Genomic DNA, 15,261 nt, shown 5'->3' on the forward strand with positions numbered 1-15,261 from the left:
TCACCCCCTATTAAAAAGAAATTCTTTCAGTTTTGATATAAATTGGACAGAATGGTGTTCACCAGTATGTCCGATAGGCCTGCCGCCAACTTTCTCAGTCATATTCCGAATTGCTTTTGAAGCAGCTGAATTCCCTTGATGCAAAATGAAAGGGATTTGCCGTTTAACAGCCTGCTGTACGCTGCGATCATCCGGAATGATTCCTAAGAGGTCAGCCTTTCTCCCTAAAAATCTTGATAAGACAGCTGAAATCCTCTTATACGTTTCCTTCCCTTCTCTCTCTCCTTCAGATCGATTAATGACCAAATGAAATGGGATTGTCCCATCCAAAAGATGTATATGTTTCATTACAGAGTATGCATCAGTGATAGACGTTGGTTCAGGTGTCGTAATAACTGCAATTTCCTGGACCGAGAGTATGAACTTAGCCGATTCCTCTGTAATGCCTGCACCCATATCAAAGATGATATAATCATAGTTTTGGATGAGATCAGCAAGTTCGTCTGTGAATCTTGAAATTTGCCCAGCATCCAGTTTCACAAAATGCGAAAGGCCAGTCCCTCCGCCAATATAGTCAAGTCCAAAAGGACCCTCAGAAATAATATTTTTCAATGGGATATTCTTTTCTAAAAAGTCAGCAATCGAATATTTAGCCGACCTTCCCATTAGAATTTCAAGATTCCCCATACCAATATCCAAATCGAATAACAATACCCTGTGGCCAGTTCTGCATAGGGAAATGGAAAAATTTAATGAGAAATTGGATTTGCCTACTCCCCTTTTCCGCTTACAACTGCTATTGTTTTAACTTGATGATTTCGGCTGTCTTCTTCTTTCAGCCTGGTTCTTAGCCTTTCTGCCTGATCGTTCATTTCTTATTCCCCATTAGTTGTTTTACAATAGCCTCTGGCCCTGCCATCAGAATATCATCAGGAACATCCTGTCCATTTGTAATATACGCGGCACCTTTTTTATATTTATGAATTATGTTGTACATGGAACCATAAGTTGACGTTTCATCTGCCTTTGTAAAGATAAGCTTATCAATGTCTATAATTGAAAATTGATTATAGATCTCTTCCATATCCTTTTGTTTCGAGGTTAGTGAAAGCACTAAAAAGGTTTCCATTTCATTTTCAAAATCAATGACATTCTTTAAATCTTCTACATACTGTTTGTTTCTGAAATTCCGCCCTGCTGTATCAATTAAAACCACGTCAAATTCTTTCAGTTTATCGGCAGCCTGTCTGAAATCTTCTATTGTATAGCAAACTTCCAAAGGCATGTTCAGGATACTTGCATAGGTTTTTAATTGATCGATCGCTGCTATCCTGTAAGTGTCGGCTGTGATAAATGCAGCCTTTTTTCTATGTTTAATAACACACTCTGCTGCCATTTTCGCCAATGTAGTGGTTTTTCCAACTCCTGTTGGGCCTGCTACATTGATATATTTTTTGCTGAAAGAAATCCCTTCGAATGGAATATCCTCTATTTGCTTTATAAGTTCTTCGTGCAGCCAGGCCTCTATTTCAGAATCCTTAGCATTCGCACCGCGCAGGTACCATTTTTCCAGCAATGCTTGAAGAACATGATCCTGAACGGACTTATCAATTTCCTGTTCATCAAGAATGAACTGGGCTTTTCTTATCGCTTCGGGATGAACAGGAATTGCCTGGTTTGAACTGGCCAAAGAGGACATCATCTGTTTCAGGCTGCTTATCTCCCTAATCAGCTCATCTGAAGTTTTCAAGCTGGAAAATTGAGCATCTTCTGTATTCCCCTTGTAATCGTCTGAATGATCTTGGACAGCTGCCGGCTTTACCGAAGGCTTTTGTTCTGATTCCTGATTTGCATCCAGCGCGGCCATTACTTCAATATTCCTTTTTTAAAAAAGCCCAGAACTCCGCCGGTATATACTACTCTTGAATTTAGAATTACAGCATCCTTGCCTAGCTCCGTCCGGATTTGTTTCATCGCATCAGGCATCGATGCTGCCATAAACTTTTTTACCTTCAATCAATATTCACCACCCCGACACTCTGAACTTCCGCATTTGCTTCCAGTTCGTTATAGGAAAGAATCGGTATTTGCGGAAAATACCTTTCTGTTAATTGCCTGACGTACATTCTGACTGCTGGAGAACAAAGGACAATTGGCGTCTGCTCCATCAGTGAAAGCTGTTCCACCTGCGAAGCAATGGATTCCAGGATATTCTGCGATACTGTTGGGTCCATGGATAAATAATTGCCATGCTCTGTCTGCTGAACACCTTCTGCAACCAATTTCTCGACTTTCCCTGATAGGGTTACGACTTTTATGGAGTCACCCTGCTGTGAAAACTGGTTAGTAATTTGTCTGGCCAAAGCCTGACGGGCATACTCGGTAAGCAGGTCTGTATCACTTGTAGATTTTGCGAAATCAGCAAGTGTTTCAAAAATAACCGGCAAATTCCGGATTGAAACGTTTTCCCTTAATAATTTCGCAAGCACCTTTTGAACTTCCCCCACTGACAATGGGTTTGGGGTCACCTCTTCAACAAGGATTGGATAGCTTTCCTTGACATGGTCAATCAGCTGTTTTGTTTCCTGGCGGCCTAATAGCTCATGGGCATTGCTTTTTATTACTTCTGTAATATGAGTAGAAACAACAGATGGAGGGTCAACGACTGTATAGCCAAATATTTCTGCCTGCTCTTTCATTTCTTCTGTTATCCATTTTGCCGGCAGACCAAATGATGGCTCAATCGTATCAATACCTTCTATGCTATCATCTTCAATACCAGGACTCATGGCTAAATAATGATCGAGCAGAAGCTCGCCGCGTGCCATTTCATTTCCTTTTATCTTCAGCCTATATTCATTCGGCTGCAGCTGAATATTGTCACGTATCCTTACCACAGGTATGACAAGTCCCAATTCGATCGCCAGCTGTCTCCTGATCATAACAATCCTGTCCAGAAGGTCACCGCCCTGATTCGTATCGGCAAGAGGAATCAGCCCATAGCCAAACTCGAATTCAATTGGATCTACATTTAAAAGATTAACCACACTCTCAGGACTTTTCATTTCATCGGTTTCAATTTCTTCTTCCATCTCCAGCAATTGTTCCTTATCAGGCTGGGGAGTCTTTGCAATCGTGTAACCTCCGAAAATCATTAAGCCGCCAATCGGCAAAGTTAGCACTAGCCCTATTGGTGTCAGTAAACCTAAAAGAATAATAGTACCGCCAGTAACATATAACATTTTCGGATAAGCAAACAGCTGGGAAGTAATATCTTTACCAATATTTCCATCAGATGCTGCCCTTGTAACCACAATACCTGTTGCAGTGGAAATTAACAGTGCCGGGATTTGGCTGACAATTCCGTCACCAACCGTAAGCGTCGAATATTTCATGGCTGCCTCTCCAAACGGAAGCCCAAGCTGCATCATCCCGATGACCACTCCGAACAGAAGGTTTATTAGAGTTATGATGATCCCAGCAATGGCGTCACCTTTAACAAATTTGCTCGCACCATCCATTGAACCGTAAAAATCAGATTCACGGCTGATTTTTTCGCGGCGTTCCCGGGCTTCATGCTCTGAGATCATACCTGCATTCAAGTCTGCATCGATACTCATTTGTTTACCCGGCATCGCATCAAGTGTAAAACGCGCAGCTACTTCGGAGACCCTCTCAGATCCCTTCGTAATAACGATAAACTGGATAATGATGAGTATTAAGAAAACTACAAGACCAACAATGACGTTTCCTCCGGTTACGAAAGAGCCAAAAGTTTCAACAACTTTACCGGCTTCCCCTTCTGATAGAATGGATCTGGTCGTAGAAACATTTAACCCCAGCCTGAATAATGTCATTAACAATATTAACGAAGGAAAAATGGAAAATTCGAGCGCTTCCTTCATATTCATGGCTGTCAGCAAAACCATAAGTGCAAGCGCAATATTAATGATGATCAGTACACTTAAAAGCCATGGCGGAAAAGGTATAATAAGCATGGCTACTATTAAAATTACACTCATCAATACTGATAAGTCTCTTACTTGCATCGAAACTCTCTCCTTACAAGAAAAGCGCAAGCGCCTTGCTCACCCCCGACACCTCGAGGGGCTAGGCGCTGGAGCTAGACAGTTATCGCAGTTCAAAGATCAATACTTTCTTATTTTACAAAAAGCGGAAACGCCTTGGCAGCCATTCAACAGCTTCCTAAGACCAGCTATTTCTAATAAATATTTATCTGGTTAAATTTTGTTTTTGGTTCTGTACACATAAGCTAAAATCTCTGCAACAGCTTTAAAAAATTCTTCAGGGATGGCCTGGCCAATTTCCGCCTGGCTGTATAGAGCCCTTGCAAGCGGCCTGTTTTCAACAGCAATCACATCATGTTCCTTTGCGATTAATTTAATCTTTTGGGCAACAAAGTCAACACCTTTTGCCACTACGATGGGGGCATCACTCTTGGTTTCATCATAGCTCAGAGCTATCGCGAAATGAGTTGGATTGGTGATGACCACATCCGCTTTAGGAACTTCCTGCATCATCCTTCTCATCGCCATTTCCCTCTGCCTCTGCTTCATCTTGGATTTTATTAATGGATCCCCTTCAATATTTTTGTACTCATCTTTAATATCCTGTTTTGACATTCGGATGTTCTTTTCAAAATCATATTTTTGATATAGATAATCCAGGACGGATAAAAACAGGAGTGCCGCTGAAGCAATTAAACCCATTTGAACGGTCAGGCTGGCAAGTGTGGCCATCGCTGTTCCAACCGATTTTTGAGAAAGAATTAATATTTCATCTATCCTTAACCATAAAACAGCAAACGCAGCGACACCTACGAAAGCAATTTTGAGCATCGACTTCAGCAGCTCCACAATCGCTCTCATGGAAAAAATCCGCTTGAATCCTTTTATTGGATCCATTTTCTCCAATTTAGGCTGTATAGCTTCTGTTGAAAAAAGAGTGCCCACCTGCATAAAGTTTGCAGTAATCCCCGCCAGCATAGCAACCAGCATAATTGGACCTAAAAAAAGAACCAATTCTTTTAAGACATCGAGAAAGATTACCTGTATATTCGCCTCTGTCAGCGGCATCAACATATAATCATTAAATGAGTGCGTAAAAATATATAAGATGATATTCTTCAAATACGATCCCGCAAACAGCAGAAACAGAAACACTGCAAGAAGGACGATGGCTGTATTAACATCCTGGCTTTTTGCTACTTGTCCTTTTTTCTGGAATCCTGCCTCTTTTTCGGTGTGGCTTTTTCTGTTTTTTCTCCGGAAAAAAGCTGAAGATCTAAAGAGAGCAATAACTTCATTCTATGACCCCCATAAGTTCCATGAGCCCTCTCATTGTCTGCAGCATCGTTTCAAACGCAAGGGAAACAGCATACATTAATACGCTCATAACAATGACTAGAACAATAAAACTAACGCCAATTTTCAAAGGAAGGCCGACGACAAAGACATTTAGCTGCGGAACTGTCCTGGCAACAATCCCTAATGCGACATCTACAAGAAATAGACTGCCGACAACAGGAATGGACATCTGAAAGGCAATAACGAACATTGTATTCAGGGCTTTTATGACATATTCAGCCATATCCTCATCTCCAAAAGAAATCCATGCCTGATCCAGAGGAATAAAATCGTAGCTGTAGAACACTCCATCAAGCATTAAATGATGCCCATTGACAGTTAATAGAAAAAAGAGCGCTATCGTATACAAATACTGTCCCATTAATGGACTTTGTGCGCCTGTTTGAGGATCAATCACATTTGCAATGGCAAAACCCATCTGGAAATCAATGAATCCCCCGCAATTTGAATCGCAGAAAGAATCAAATACGCTATAAATCCGACCATCAGCCCTACTAATGCTTCTTTAATTATTAAAAGAAAATATGTGCCGTCAATTTCTAGCATTGGCACATCCATTCCCAGGAACATTATCCATGCCAGAAAGAAGCCAAGGCCAATTTTATGTGCGGCCGGGATGGATCTGTATGAAAAAAGGGGCATCATTAAAAAGAAAGATGTCACCCTTACAAAAATAAGTAAAAAGGCAGGAAAAGAAGGCAGAAAATCTAACATGTCATCAGCCAACAAACCTGGTCAAATTAGAAAATATTTCATTTGCATAAGAGAGCATATGACTAAGCATCCATGGCCCAAAGAAAACAACACCTACAAGGACCGCTACAATCTTAGGAATAAATGCCAGAGTTTGTTCCTGAATTTGTGTTGTTGCCTGAAAGATACTGACAACCAAGCCTACTACTAGAGCCAGAATTAGCAAGGGACCGCAAATCATAAGTACGGTGATAATCCCTCTTTCTGCAATGGATATAACTGTTTCTGGAGTCATTCTGAATGTTCACCTGCTTAAAAGCTTTGTAAAAGGGATTTAACTACTAAATACCAGCCGTCTACAAGTACAAATAATAATATTTTAAACGGCAAAGAAATCATAACCGGAGGAAGCATCATCATCCCCATGGACATTAATACACTGGCTACAACCATGTCGATAACGAGAAATGGAATAAAAATCATAAAGCCAATTTGGAAAGCTGTTTTGATCTCACTTATGGCAAATGCCGGAACAAGACTTGTAAGCGGAATATCTTCAATGGAAGATGGCGCTTCCGCTCCGGAATATTGAAGAAATAAAGCCAAATCTTTCTGTCTTGTGTGGGCACTCATAAACTCTTTAAAAGGGATTGAAGCTTTTTCATAAGCTTCTTCCAGATTAATTTCTTCATTAAATAAAGGTGTTAAAGCCTGTTCGTTCACTTCTTGCATCGTCGGTGCCATTATAAAAAATGTCAGGAACAAGGACAAGCCGATTAAAACTTGATTCGGCGGCATTTGCTGAGTAGCCAGCGCCGTTCTGACAAAGGAAAGAACGATGATAATCCTTGTGAAGCACGTCATTAAAATTAGAATACTGGGCGCGAGAGAAAGTACCGTCAGCAATAAAAAAAGCTTCACAGATGTAGATACATTTTCAGGAGAACTGCTATTAAAAAACTCCATGAATTCATTCATCTTTCTTCTGGCCCTTTCTTTCTAACTCATCAAACAGTTTCTTTCTGCCCTTTTTGATATCGTCCAGCTGCATCCCGAGCAGCGAGCTGAAGTTTGGGCTGCTTTGCTTGCTTCCTTCTGTTTGCTGTGTTCTTTTCATCACCTTTGTCACAATATCGCTTGGACGGATAAGCTGTTCCAGTTTGTCATTATGCTCTTTGATGATTTGACTGTATTCTTCCGAATCGTCTATTTCTTTTAACAGCTGAATATTTTCTCCTACCCCTACTACAAAAATGCGATTCCCCACTTTTATCAGCTGAACTGATCTGTTCGCACCCAAAGCTGTACCCCCGAGGTTTTCAACTAACTGCGACCTGTTATATACCTTACTTTTTTGTTAATGAACTTTAGAAGAGCGTACAAAAGTCCGATAGTAAAGCCTGTTGCTAAAATCATCTTTATAAAGTCCCAAAAAGTAAGACCAATTTTGCCGCTTTTATCCTGCTGAATCTGCCCTTCGTCTGTCTTTAAATCTTTTGATTCCTTTGTTTCCTGCTTCTCGCATTCCTTAGGATTTTCCATACATTCTTTAACACTATTATTCAATTGCTCTGCCTGGGCCAGCGGCTGCAAGCCCAGCAGAACAATTGAAAACAACAGCAGCAAAGAAATCACTTTCTTTACATTCAACACCATTTTGCACCCTCTAAAAAGAATAATCACTAGCCCAAAGTTTTGCCGATTGCCTCAAGCACTCTATCAGCCTGGAAAGGTTTTACGATAAAATCCTTGGCGCCAGCCTGAATGGCATCTATGACCATTGCCTGCTGGCCCATAGCAGAACACATAATGACTTTTGCACTCGGGTTTAATTTTTTGATTTCTTTTAGAGCTGTAATTCCATCCATTTCCGGCATGGTAATATCCATTGTGACAAGATCAGGCTGAGTTTCCTTATATTTTTCAACTGCTTGTGCACCGTCAGCAGCTTCACCCACTATCTCATAGCCATTCTTGGATAAAATATCTTTTATCATCATTCGCATAAAAGCTGCATCATCAACTATTAAAATTTTATGTGCCATTTTAATAACCCCCGCTTATCATCTTAGTTTTTTTATTCGGTCGCTCTGGCTGATAATATCTGTAACCCTCACACCAAAGTTTTCATCAATGACAACCACTTCACCCTGGGCGATTAATCGATTATTCACCAGAATGTCAACAGGTTCACCTGCCAGTTTATCCAGTTCAATAATCGATCCTGAAGACAGTTCAAGAATTTCCTTAACGGAACGTTTGGTCCTTCCAAGTTCGACCGTTACCTGAAGCGGTATATCCAAAAGCATATCTAAATTCTTTGTTTCATGATCCTGCATGTGGTATGGTTCAAAGCTCGAAAAGGCTGCCGGCTGCACATTCGGCTGTACTCCATTTGCATAAGAGCCTCCGAAATGCTGTGGACCGGATTGCTGAGCCTGGTTTTGAGCCGGTATATAGTTTTGAGGGCTTGATGCCTGATTCATAACCGGCTGTGAATATGCCGGCTGCTCTCCGGAAAAACCTGTTTGAGTGTAAGACTTGTCTAATCCGCCTGTTTGTACTTCAGGTTTCTTATCAAACGGAAGCTGGCTTTCCTGATAATCGGGCTGTCCTTGCGCTGCTTGATTCTCTCCTGAAACAGCGCTATCTGCCGGAAGATCCTGACCCGGATTCAATAATTCATTTACTAGGCTTTTGCCAAATTCCAGAGGAAGCAGCTGCATAATATTCGAGTCGATCAGACTTCCTATTTTTAGTCGGAATGAAATCCTTATAAGCATGTCATCAGCAGGAACCCGATCAGCCCCTTCTCCCTGCGGCAAATCAAGTATATCAATTGCCGGCGGTGAAATATCAACCTTTTTCCAAAGATGGTTGACATCGAAGTTGCTGCAGAACCCATCATCTGGTTCATTGCCTCCTGAACCGCGCTTAACTGAATTTCACCCATTAGTTCAGCCGGGTTGGTTCCATCTCCCCAAGCATCAAGTCAGCAATGATGGCTGCATCCGATTGCTGAATTACAAGCAGGTTGCTTCCGAAGAAACCTTCCGTATAATTCACTTGAATTGCTACATAAGGATGCGGGAATTCCTCAGCTAATTTCTGACGCAAAACAACTGAAACAGCTGGAGTTGTGATATCAACTTTCTGATTCAATAATGTAGACAATGCTGTTGCAGAGCTCCCAAATGAGATATTGCCGATTTCCCCTAACGCATCCTGCTCCATATGGGACAGATAATCTTCAGTTTGAAAAAATGCCTCATTATAACTTTCTGTTTCATCGCTGTCGTCAGCTGCTCCCCTTAATAGAGCATCAATTTCATCTTGCGAAAGCATATCATCACTCATCATCCTCATCTCCCCCTTTCACAGTGTCTAAAATTTGCACGGCCATTTTTTTATTCATTTTCCCAGGCTGTCCGATGAATTTAGGAATATTACCGACTTTTATTATGAGCGCCTGGTCAATTCCCTGATTTAACTCAATGACATCACCAATATCAAGAGATAAGAAATCCTGAATGGCTATGTCAGAACTGCCGAGTTCACATATGACTGGAACTTCCGCCTTATGAATATTTCGTTCTAGCCGGGCAATGACCTCCGGCTCCCTTTCCTTTTTGTCCGTCTGCATCCAATAATGTACAGACAGCTTTGGAATAATGGGCTCGAGAACGACGTGAGGTATACATATATTAATCATCCCGCTTGTTTCCCCGATAGTCGTGTTTAATGAAATAACGACGACTGTTTCATTTGGAGAGACCATTTGCAGAAATTGCGGATTCACCTCAAAATCAGCCAAAAGCGGATCAATATCCGCGATTGTGCTCCAGGCTTCCCTTAGGTTTTCAAATGCCCTTTCAAATGTAGCAGACATGATTTTTGTTTCAATTTCTGTTAAATTGTCAACCTTATTTATGCTTGTCCCCCTGCCGCCCATCAGTCTGTCCATCATGGCATAGGCGACATTTGGATTCACTTCCATAAGAATTCTTCCATCCAGAGGCGGCACTTCAATTACATTAAGTATTGTCATTTTCGGGATGGACCGGATAAATTCCTCATATGGTATCTGATCCGCAGAAGCAACCGATATCTGCACATAGGTCCTCAGCTGGGCAGAAAAAAGGTGGTTAAGAGCCTGGCAAAATTCTCATGTATTCTTGTTAAGCTGCGAATCTGATCTTTAGAGAATCTTAATGCTCTCTTAAAATCATAAACTTTTACTTTTTCTCTGTTTGTTCTTTTTTCAGCTCATCTGCATCCATTTCTCCTGTAGAGAGAGCGGAAAGCAGTGCATCAATCTCGCTTTGCGATAAAACCTCACCTGACATGAATCCTCACCTCCATCTATTGCAGTTAGTTATTTGGTTATCACTGGAGGAGAGATTCAGTAATGTACACCTGAACGATCTTTCCTTCTTGCATTAAACCGTTAATCTTGGTTTTCAAATCTTCCTGCAGCTTGATTTGGCCTTCTTTTCCCTGTATATCCTCTGCTTTCATTTCAGACAATTCCTGAATGATGAGGTTTTTCACCTGAAAATCTCTTTTCTGCAATTCCTCTTTAGCTTTTTTGTTTTCAGTCTGGATTTTAAAGGAAATCCTTATATAATCATCACTCGCTAAATTGGCTGTAATTTGCGGGATATCAACAGAGGCTTCCAGTACATCATCAATGGTCGGCTCTTTTGTTTCATCCTCACCCGAAAATTTCATCACAATCACCAGAGCAATAGCTCCTACAAGTGTGATCGCTACAAGCATCATCAACATTATCATTAACAGCTTATTGTTCTTCATTTTCATTTCCCTCCGCCAGCTGCTGCCCCAGAAGATTAACAGATTGATAGAATCCTAGTATCGATTGCATGACTTGATCTTCAGATTCCTTTACAACATACTTCTTTCCATTTGTGAGCGTTATCGTCGTATCTGGAAAAGATTCCACTGTTTCTATGTACAAAGCATTTAATATAAAAGTTTTGCCGTTCAGACGAGATACTTTAATCAATGTTTATTCTCAGGGCTAAAGATTCTTTGCCTTCAGCCCTGACCCTCCTTTAGATTATCGTTTTAAATTAACAAGCTCCTGCAGAATTTCATCTGATGTTGTAATAATGCGAGTATTTGCCTGGAACCCGCGCTGAGCTGTAATCATTTCAGTGAATTCTTCTGAAAGGTCTACGTTGGACATTTCCAGGGTTCCGGAAACGAGTATTCCTGCACCGTCTTCTCCTGGGGTTAATGGGACTGCATCACCTGAGTTTACAGTGTCCTTATATAGATTGTCTCCAATTTTTTCAAGACCGCCATTATTATTAAAGCGTGCTATTCCAATTGGTCCGGCAGCCTGCAATGTATCGTTACCATCTATTAAGAAGTTTATAGTTCCGTCATTCGATATACTTAAGCTTTTAATTACGGTAGCATCCCCTCCATTTAATTGGATAGCTGCCCCATCAGCTCCTTTTATTTTATCTCCTGATGCCGTAACAAGGTTTGCATCATCATCAAGATACAAATTTCCAGCGCGGGTATAATAGGTGTTATTCCCTCGCTGAACCATCAAGTAGCCATCACCTTGAATCCCTATATCCAATACACGGCCAGTGGTTTGCAGGCTCCCCTGTGTATCAATTGTATCTATAGATGATAATTGCGAACCAAGACCTACCTGCTTAGGATTGATACCGCCCGAATTTTCTCCGCTTCCTGTTGCACCTGAAATAGTCTGACTCACCATATCTTTAAAATTCACGCGACCTTTTTTATATCCAAATGTATTAACATTCGCAATATTATTCCCAATAACATCCAGCTTCGTCTGAAAGTTTTTCATCCCGCTTATACCTGAATACATTGAACGTAGCATTAATTTTTGCTCCTCTCTTTAATGCTGCTTCTGTCAGTCGGCAGCATAGGCTTCCTTAAAAGGTCCAGCCCTTATTTTTATTGATCCAGAATTATGGTTCCGTCAATATTAGTGAATATTTGTGTTCGAGTTTCCTTACGATCCATCGCAGTGATTACTTTATTATTCTTAGCACTGACTACAAGTGCTGCGTTATCGAGCAATACCAAGGATTCTTTAACACCCATTGCCTTGGCTTCCTTTACCTTTTCTTCAATTTGCTTCCACCGCTCTGCACTTATATGTATACCTCTCTGTTCAAGTCTCTGCTTTGCATGTTTGCTGACAATTAAATCGCCCTCAGTCTGCAAGGCTGTTTGGAGGTGGTCAGAGAATTTATTATGTGATTGCTTAGAAGTTTGAACAGCATTCCCCTTTGGTGTAATTACCGGCTGGGTGTGGATCGGACGAAAAATAAGTTTATCCACCCACTCACTTCCTTTTATTCATTTAGTTGAGAAATATTTGCAGGTTCAAGCTTTGTTCCATCATCCAAAATAAATACTGCTGTATTATTCTTATACTGGATAGAAACTACTCTTCCAGTTCCCTCTTCAATAATTGGCTCCTCGTTTGGTTCACTTGATTCAGTCAATTTATGCCAGGTGACATTTTTGCCTAAAAAGTTATTGTAAGTCATTAGCTGGTTCTGTTCCTGAAAAGCCACTAACTTCTCCATCGTCTTATTCATATTAGTCATCTGCTCCAATGATGAAAAGGTTGCCATCTGTGCAATAAAGTCCTTGTCATGCATAGGGTTCATTGGATCCTGGTTTTGCAGCTGTGTCATTAGAATTTTTAGAAAATCATCTTTGCCTAATATATCTGAGCCCGTTTTTCGGGGTTGGCTTTGGTAGTTTGATAGCATTAGGGAAGAATCTATTGTGTTTGCCAATTACTATCACTCCTATGCTTCTGTATTAAGAAGTGCTTCTTCAAAAGAGCTGTTAAATTCGCTCTCAGGCTGCAGATCATTCTCATCCTTGTTCTGCTGCTGCCTCTGTTCCTGCTGCTGGGGGTCCCTGTTAAAGGAGCGATCCTGCTGCGTCATTTGCTGAGAGATTTCAATTCTCTCAATCTGAATGTTTTGTGAACTGAAGGCCTGCTTTAGACCATTAATATGTGAATCAAGAATTTCTTTGGCGGAGCCAGTTGATGTAAGTATCCTGGCAATCATTGCAGAGTCCTTTTGAATAAGCTCTATGCGCAGCGCTCCAAGATGTTCAGGATTCAGCTTGATAAATAACTTTTGTGTTCCTCCCGTTTTGAGAAAGCTGCTCTTGGATAATATGTTTTCAAATTGCTGCATAAGCTGATCTGGACTTACTGTCCTTCCCTGCGGATTCAGCAGAGCCATCTGTTCCGGTTTTGAAAATGATTGGACCTGAACGAATCCCTGCAAAGCAGTTTCCGGTCTGTTAATGATTTTATAGGCTCCCTTACCCAAATTTTCATTAGCAGAGCTATTTTGTTGTTTTGCAGTGTTTAATTCGTTTGCAAGCGGGGTAAAAACCTTTTGTATCATACTGCCTTTATCAACAGAAGTACTGTTTATTAACCCATCAATTTTTACTTGGACATGATTTAGAAATTCCTTCAGATTGATTTTGCTGCTGAAAAAATCCTTCTTTGCAGACAGAATATCAAACAATTTCAAAGCTTTTAATGCTCCGCTAAAATCTTTTCCCTGCAGGATCATGCCTTCTTTCTGATCAAAATTTGAGATTGCTGAAATTAATAATTGGATTTTGCTGACACCATCTAAATCTTCTACAGAATATACATCTTCAAGCTTTACACCCGGCAGAACCTGGTCCATAAAACCCTCCAGCATCTGCACCAATTCTTCCTGTGAAAGATTTAGCTGCTCTGAAATGACCACTATAATGTCAGATTCTGTTTGCAGGGAAATCTTCTCCAAAAGCCCACTTCCGTTTTCTAATTCGGTGATCTCACTCACTTTAAGAAACTCCATTAATTCTTTTAACTGTTCGATCTTCTCCTCATCAGCTGCTGCAGGTAAGCTTTCTGCTTGCGGTTTGGCAGTTCCGGTTAAAGAAAAGAAAAGACTCCCAAAACCAGTGCTGCTCATATCTTGAAGAGATCTTTTATCTTCCGATGAATATTGTGCCTGAATAAATCCTAATCCTCCGATTTGCACTTAAATTCACCTCCTCTCAAGACTTTTTGTTAATTATTCGAACCGCTTTTTTCTTTGGCAGCGGTCAGGAGTGCTGTATACCGTGCTGCATCCTCCGGGTTCATCTTCTCCATAATGGCAGCCAGCGTGTCAGAATTAACATTTGATAATATTTTTACAGCTTCTTCATCCTTCATCTCTGTTAAAATGGGTGCTGCTTTTTTAGCGGAAATATTTTCATAGGTCTTTACGATATCTTTAAATGCTCGCTTGTTTTCTTCCTTTATTGCCGTAAGCTCGTTGATTTCTTCTTCCAGCCTCTGCTTTTCGAGCCCTGCTCTTTCTAATTCCAGGTCTTTGCTGTCAAGCTGGCTTTCCAGTTGAGATATCCTTGCTTCTCGATCCTTAACTTCTGCCTGCAGTCCGATGAGCTCCTCCTCCATCACTTCCTGTGAATGGGATTTCTTGTCATCAAAAACGGAAGCTAAAAATGGCACCTTTTGGCTATATTCTCTGGCTGTTTCAAAAATATTGTTTCCTGATAATGTAAAAACCAGCAGGGCTACAGTTATTCCAAAAAGGATCGGAATCAAGAAAACGAATATAAACCATTGAAACCTGCTTGTTTTGGGTGTCTCTTGTTCTTCTGGCATTCTTTCCATTTAACCACCTAATTTCCTCGATTCATATACAGCTGAATCGAGATATCATCCATTTGCCTTCCTTCTGCTTGTTTCATGCTTTCCAAAAAGCCAGTTAAATCTTTTTCCTGCATTTTTTCATATTTCTTTACTTCAATATTCTTTTCCATTAGTTTTTCCTGCTGGAAATTCATTTGGGTTCGCGCATTGGCGACCATTTTTTGATAATGGTCAATGGTTTTTTCAAGGCTGCTCACAAAATGCTGGTGATGCCTGATTTCCTGAACCGGAAGACCTTCAGCCAGTCTTGATTGCTGATATTCCTCCAGATCCTCTTTCTTTTTCAGAAGATCGTACAGTTTCCTGGCAGTTTCTTCAAATCGTTTGACAGCCTGATTGTATACATCAAACGCCTGATCTTTTTCTCTTTCTTTTATCTTCAAGATTTTATTGAACTTAAATTGATACTGCAAT

Annotated in this window: 15 protein-coding genes and 5 pseudogenes; all 20 read right to left on the bottom strand. The window is 40.7% G+C overall.

Annotation, left to right across the window (positions count from 1 at the left end; all coding sequences use genetic code 11):
• The 20 genes and pseudogenes from M5V91_RS11880 to fliJ all read right to left on the bottom strand — a co-directional run bounded on the left by M5V91_RS11880 (position 1) and on the right by fliJ (position 15,260).
• Positions 1–741, bottom strand: a complete 741-nt coding sequence (locus M5V91_RS11880) for a MinD/ParA family protein (RefSeq protein ID WP_284522276.1) — start codon at positions 739–741, stop codon at positions 1–3.
• Positions 742–868: 127 nt separating this feature from the next.
• Positions 869–2,016, bottom strand: a pseudogene (flhF, locus tag M5V91_RS11885) (flagellar biosynthesis GTPase FlhF).
• Entirely contained in the window at positions 2,013–4,049 is a 2,037-nt protein-coding gene (gene flhA, locus M5V91_RS11890; RefSeq protein WP_009330741.1) for a flagellar biosynthesis protein FlhA, read from the bottom strand. Before flhA ends, flhF begins: the two are co-directional and overlap by 4 nt.
• Before the next feature lie 192 nt (positions 4,050–4,241).
• A pseudogene (gene flhB, locus M5V91_RS11895) lies at positions 4,242–5,326 on the bottom strand (flagellar biosynthesis protein FlhB).
• Positions 5,323–6,101: pseudogene (gene fliR, locus M5V91_RS11900) on the bottom strand (flagellar biosynthetic protein FliR). Before fliR ends, flhB begins: the two co-directional pseudogenes overlap by 4 nt.
• 4 nt (positions 6,102–6,105) lie before the next feature.
• Positions 6,106–6,375, bottom strand: coding sequence for a flagellar biosynthesis protein FliQ (gene fliQ / locus M5V91_RS11905; RefSeq protein WP_009330744.1), 270 nt, complete (start codon positions 6,373–6,375; stop codon positions 6,106–6,108).
• Between the two features lie 17 nt (positions 6,376–6,392).
• Positions 6,393–7,058, bottom strand: coding sequence for a flagellar type III secretion system pore protein FliP (fliP, locus tag M5V91_RS11910; protein ID WP_009330745.1), 666 nt, complete (start codon positions 7,056–7,058; stop codon positions 6,393–6,395).
• Positions 7,051–7,380 carry a flagellar biosynthetic protein FliO gene (locus M5V91_RS11915; protein WP_284522166.1) on the bottom strand — a complete coding sequence of 110 codons (330 nt, stop codon included), beginning with the start codon at positions 7,378–7,380 and terminating at the stop codon, positions 7,051–7,053. The genes fliP and M5V91_RS11915 overlap by 8 nt, the downstream gene beginning before the upstream one ends.
• 23 nt (positions 7,381–7,403) lie before the next feature.
• Positions 7,404–7,736: a hypothetical protein gene (locus M5V91_RS11920; RefSeq protein ID WP_284522167.1), complete on the bottom strand. Its 333-nt coding sequence runs from the start codon at positions 7,734–7,736 to the stop codon at positions 7,404–7,406.
• 26 nt (positions 7,737–7,762) lie between these two features.
• Positions 7,763–8,125, bottom strand: coding sequence for a response regulator (locus M5V91_RS11925; RefSeq protein ID WP_009330747.1), 363 nt, complete (start codon positions 8,123–8,125; stop codon positions 7,763–7,765).
• Between the two features lie 18 nt (positions 8,126–8,143).
• Positions 8,144–9,440: pseudogene (fliY, locus tag M5V91_RS11930) on the bottom strand (flagellar motor switch phosphatase FliY).
• Positions 9,430–10,426: pseudogene (gene fliM / locus M5V91_RS11935) on the bottom strand (flagellar motor switch protein FliM). Before fliM ends, fliY begins: the two co-directional pseudogenes overlap by 11 nt.
• 40 nt (positions 10,427–10,466) lie before the next feature.
• Positions 10,467–10,895, bottom strand: coding sequence for a flagellar basal body-associated protein FliL (gene fliL / locus M5V91_RS11940; RefSeq protein WP_019381766.1), 429 nt, complete (start codon positions 10,893–10,895; stop codon positions 10,467–10,469).
• The gene (locus tag M5V91_RS11945) at positions 10,882–11,106 is read right to left on the bottom strand and encodes a flagellar FlbD family protein (RefSeq protein WP_009330751.1); all 225 of its coding nucleotides are present in this window, start codon (positions 11,104–11,106) and stop codon (positions 10,882–10,884) included. The genes fliL and M5V91_RS11945 overlap by 14 nt, the downstream gene beginning before the upstream one ends.
• A gap of 54 nt (positions 11,107–11,160) precedes the next feature.
• Entirely contained in the window at positions 11,161–11,967 is an 807-nt protein-coding gene (flgG, locus tag M5V91_RS11950) for a flagellar basal body rod protein FlgG (RefSeq protein WP_009330752.1), read from the bottom strand.
• 77 nt (positions 11,968–12,044) lie between these two features.
• The gene (locus tag M5V91_RS11955) at positions 12,045–12,434 is read right to left on the bottom strand and encodes a TIGR02530 family flagellar biosynthesis protein (protein WP_019381765.1); all 390 of its coding nucleotides are present in this window, start codon (positions 12,432–12,434) and stop codon (positions 12,045–12,047) included.
• Between the two features lie 14 nt (positions 12,435–12,448).
• Complete coding sequence (gene flgD / locus M5V91_RS11960) at positions 12,449–12,901, bottom strand: flagellar hook assembly protein FlgD (protein ID WP_251175173.1); 453 nt, start codon at positions 12,899–12,901, stop codon at positions 12,449–12,451.
• 12 nt (positions 12,902–12,913) lie between these two features.
• Positions 12,914–14,167, bottom strand: coding sequence for a flagellar hook-length control protein FliK (locus M5V91_RS11965; protein WP_009330755.1), 1,254 nt, complete (start codon positions 14,165–14,167; stop codon positions 12,914–12,916).
• A 29-nt stretch (positions 14,168–14,196) separates the two neighbouring features.
• Positions 14,197–14,808, bottom strand: a complete 612-nt coding sequence (locus tag M5V91_RS11970) for a MotE family protein (RefSeq protein WP_009330756.1) — start codon at positions 14,806–14,808, stop codon at positions 14,197–14,199.
• An 8-nt stretch (positions 14,809–14,816) separates the two neighbouring features.
• Positions 14,817–15,260 carry a flagellar export protein FliJ gene (gene fliJ, locus M5V91_RS11975; RefSeq protein ID WP_009330757.1) on the bottom strand — a complete coding sequence of 148 codons (444 nt, stop codon included), beginning with the start codon at positions 15,258–15,260 and terminating at the stop codon, positions 14,817–14,819.
• Position 15,261 lies beyond the last annotated feature (1 nt).

It is taken from the genome of Cytobacillus pseudoceanisediminis (genome assembly GCF_023516215.1).
Taxonomy (GTDB): Bacteria; Bacillota; Bacilli; order Bacillales; family Cytobacillaceae; genus Cytobacillus; species Cytobacillus pseudoceanisediminis.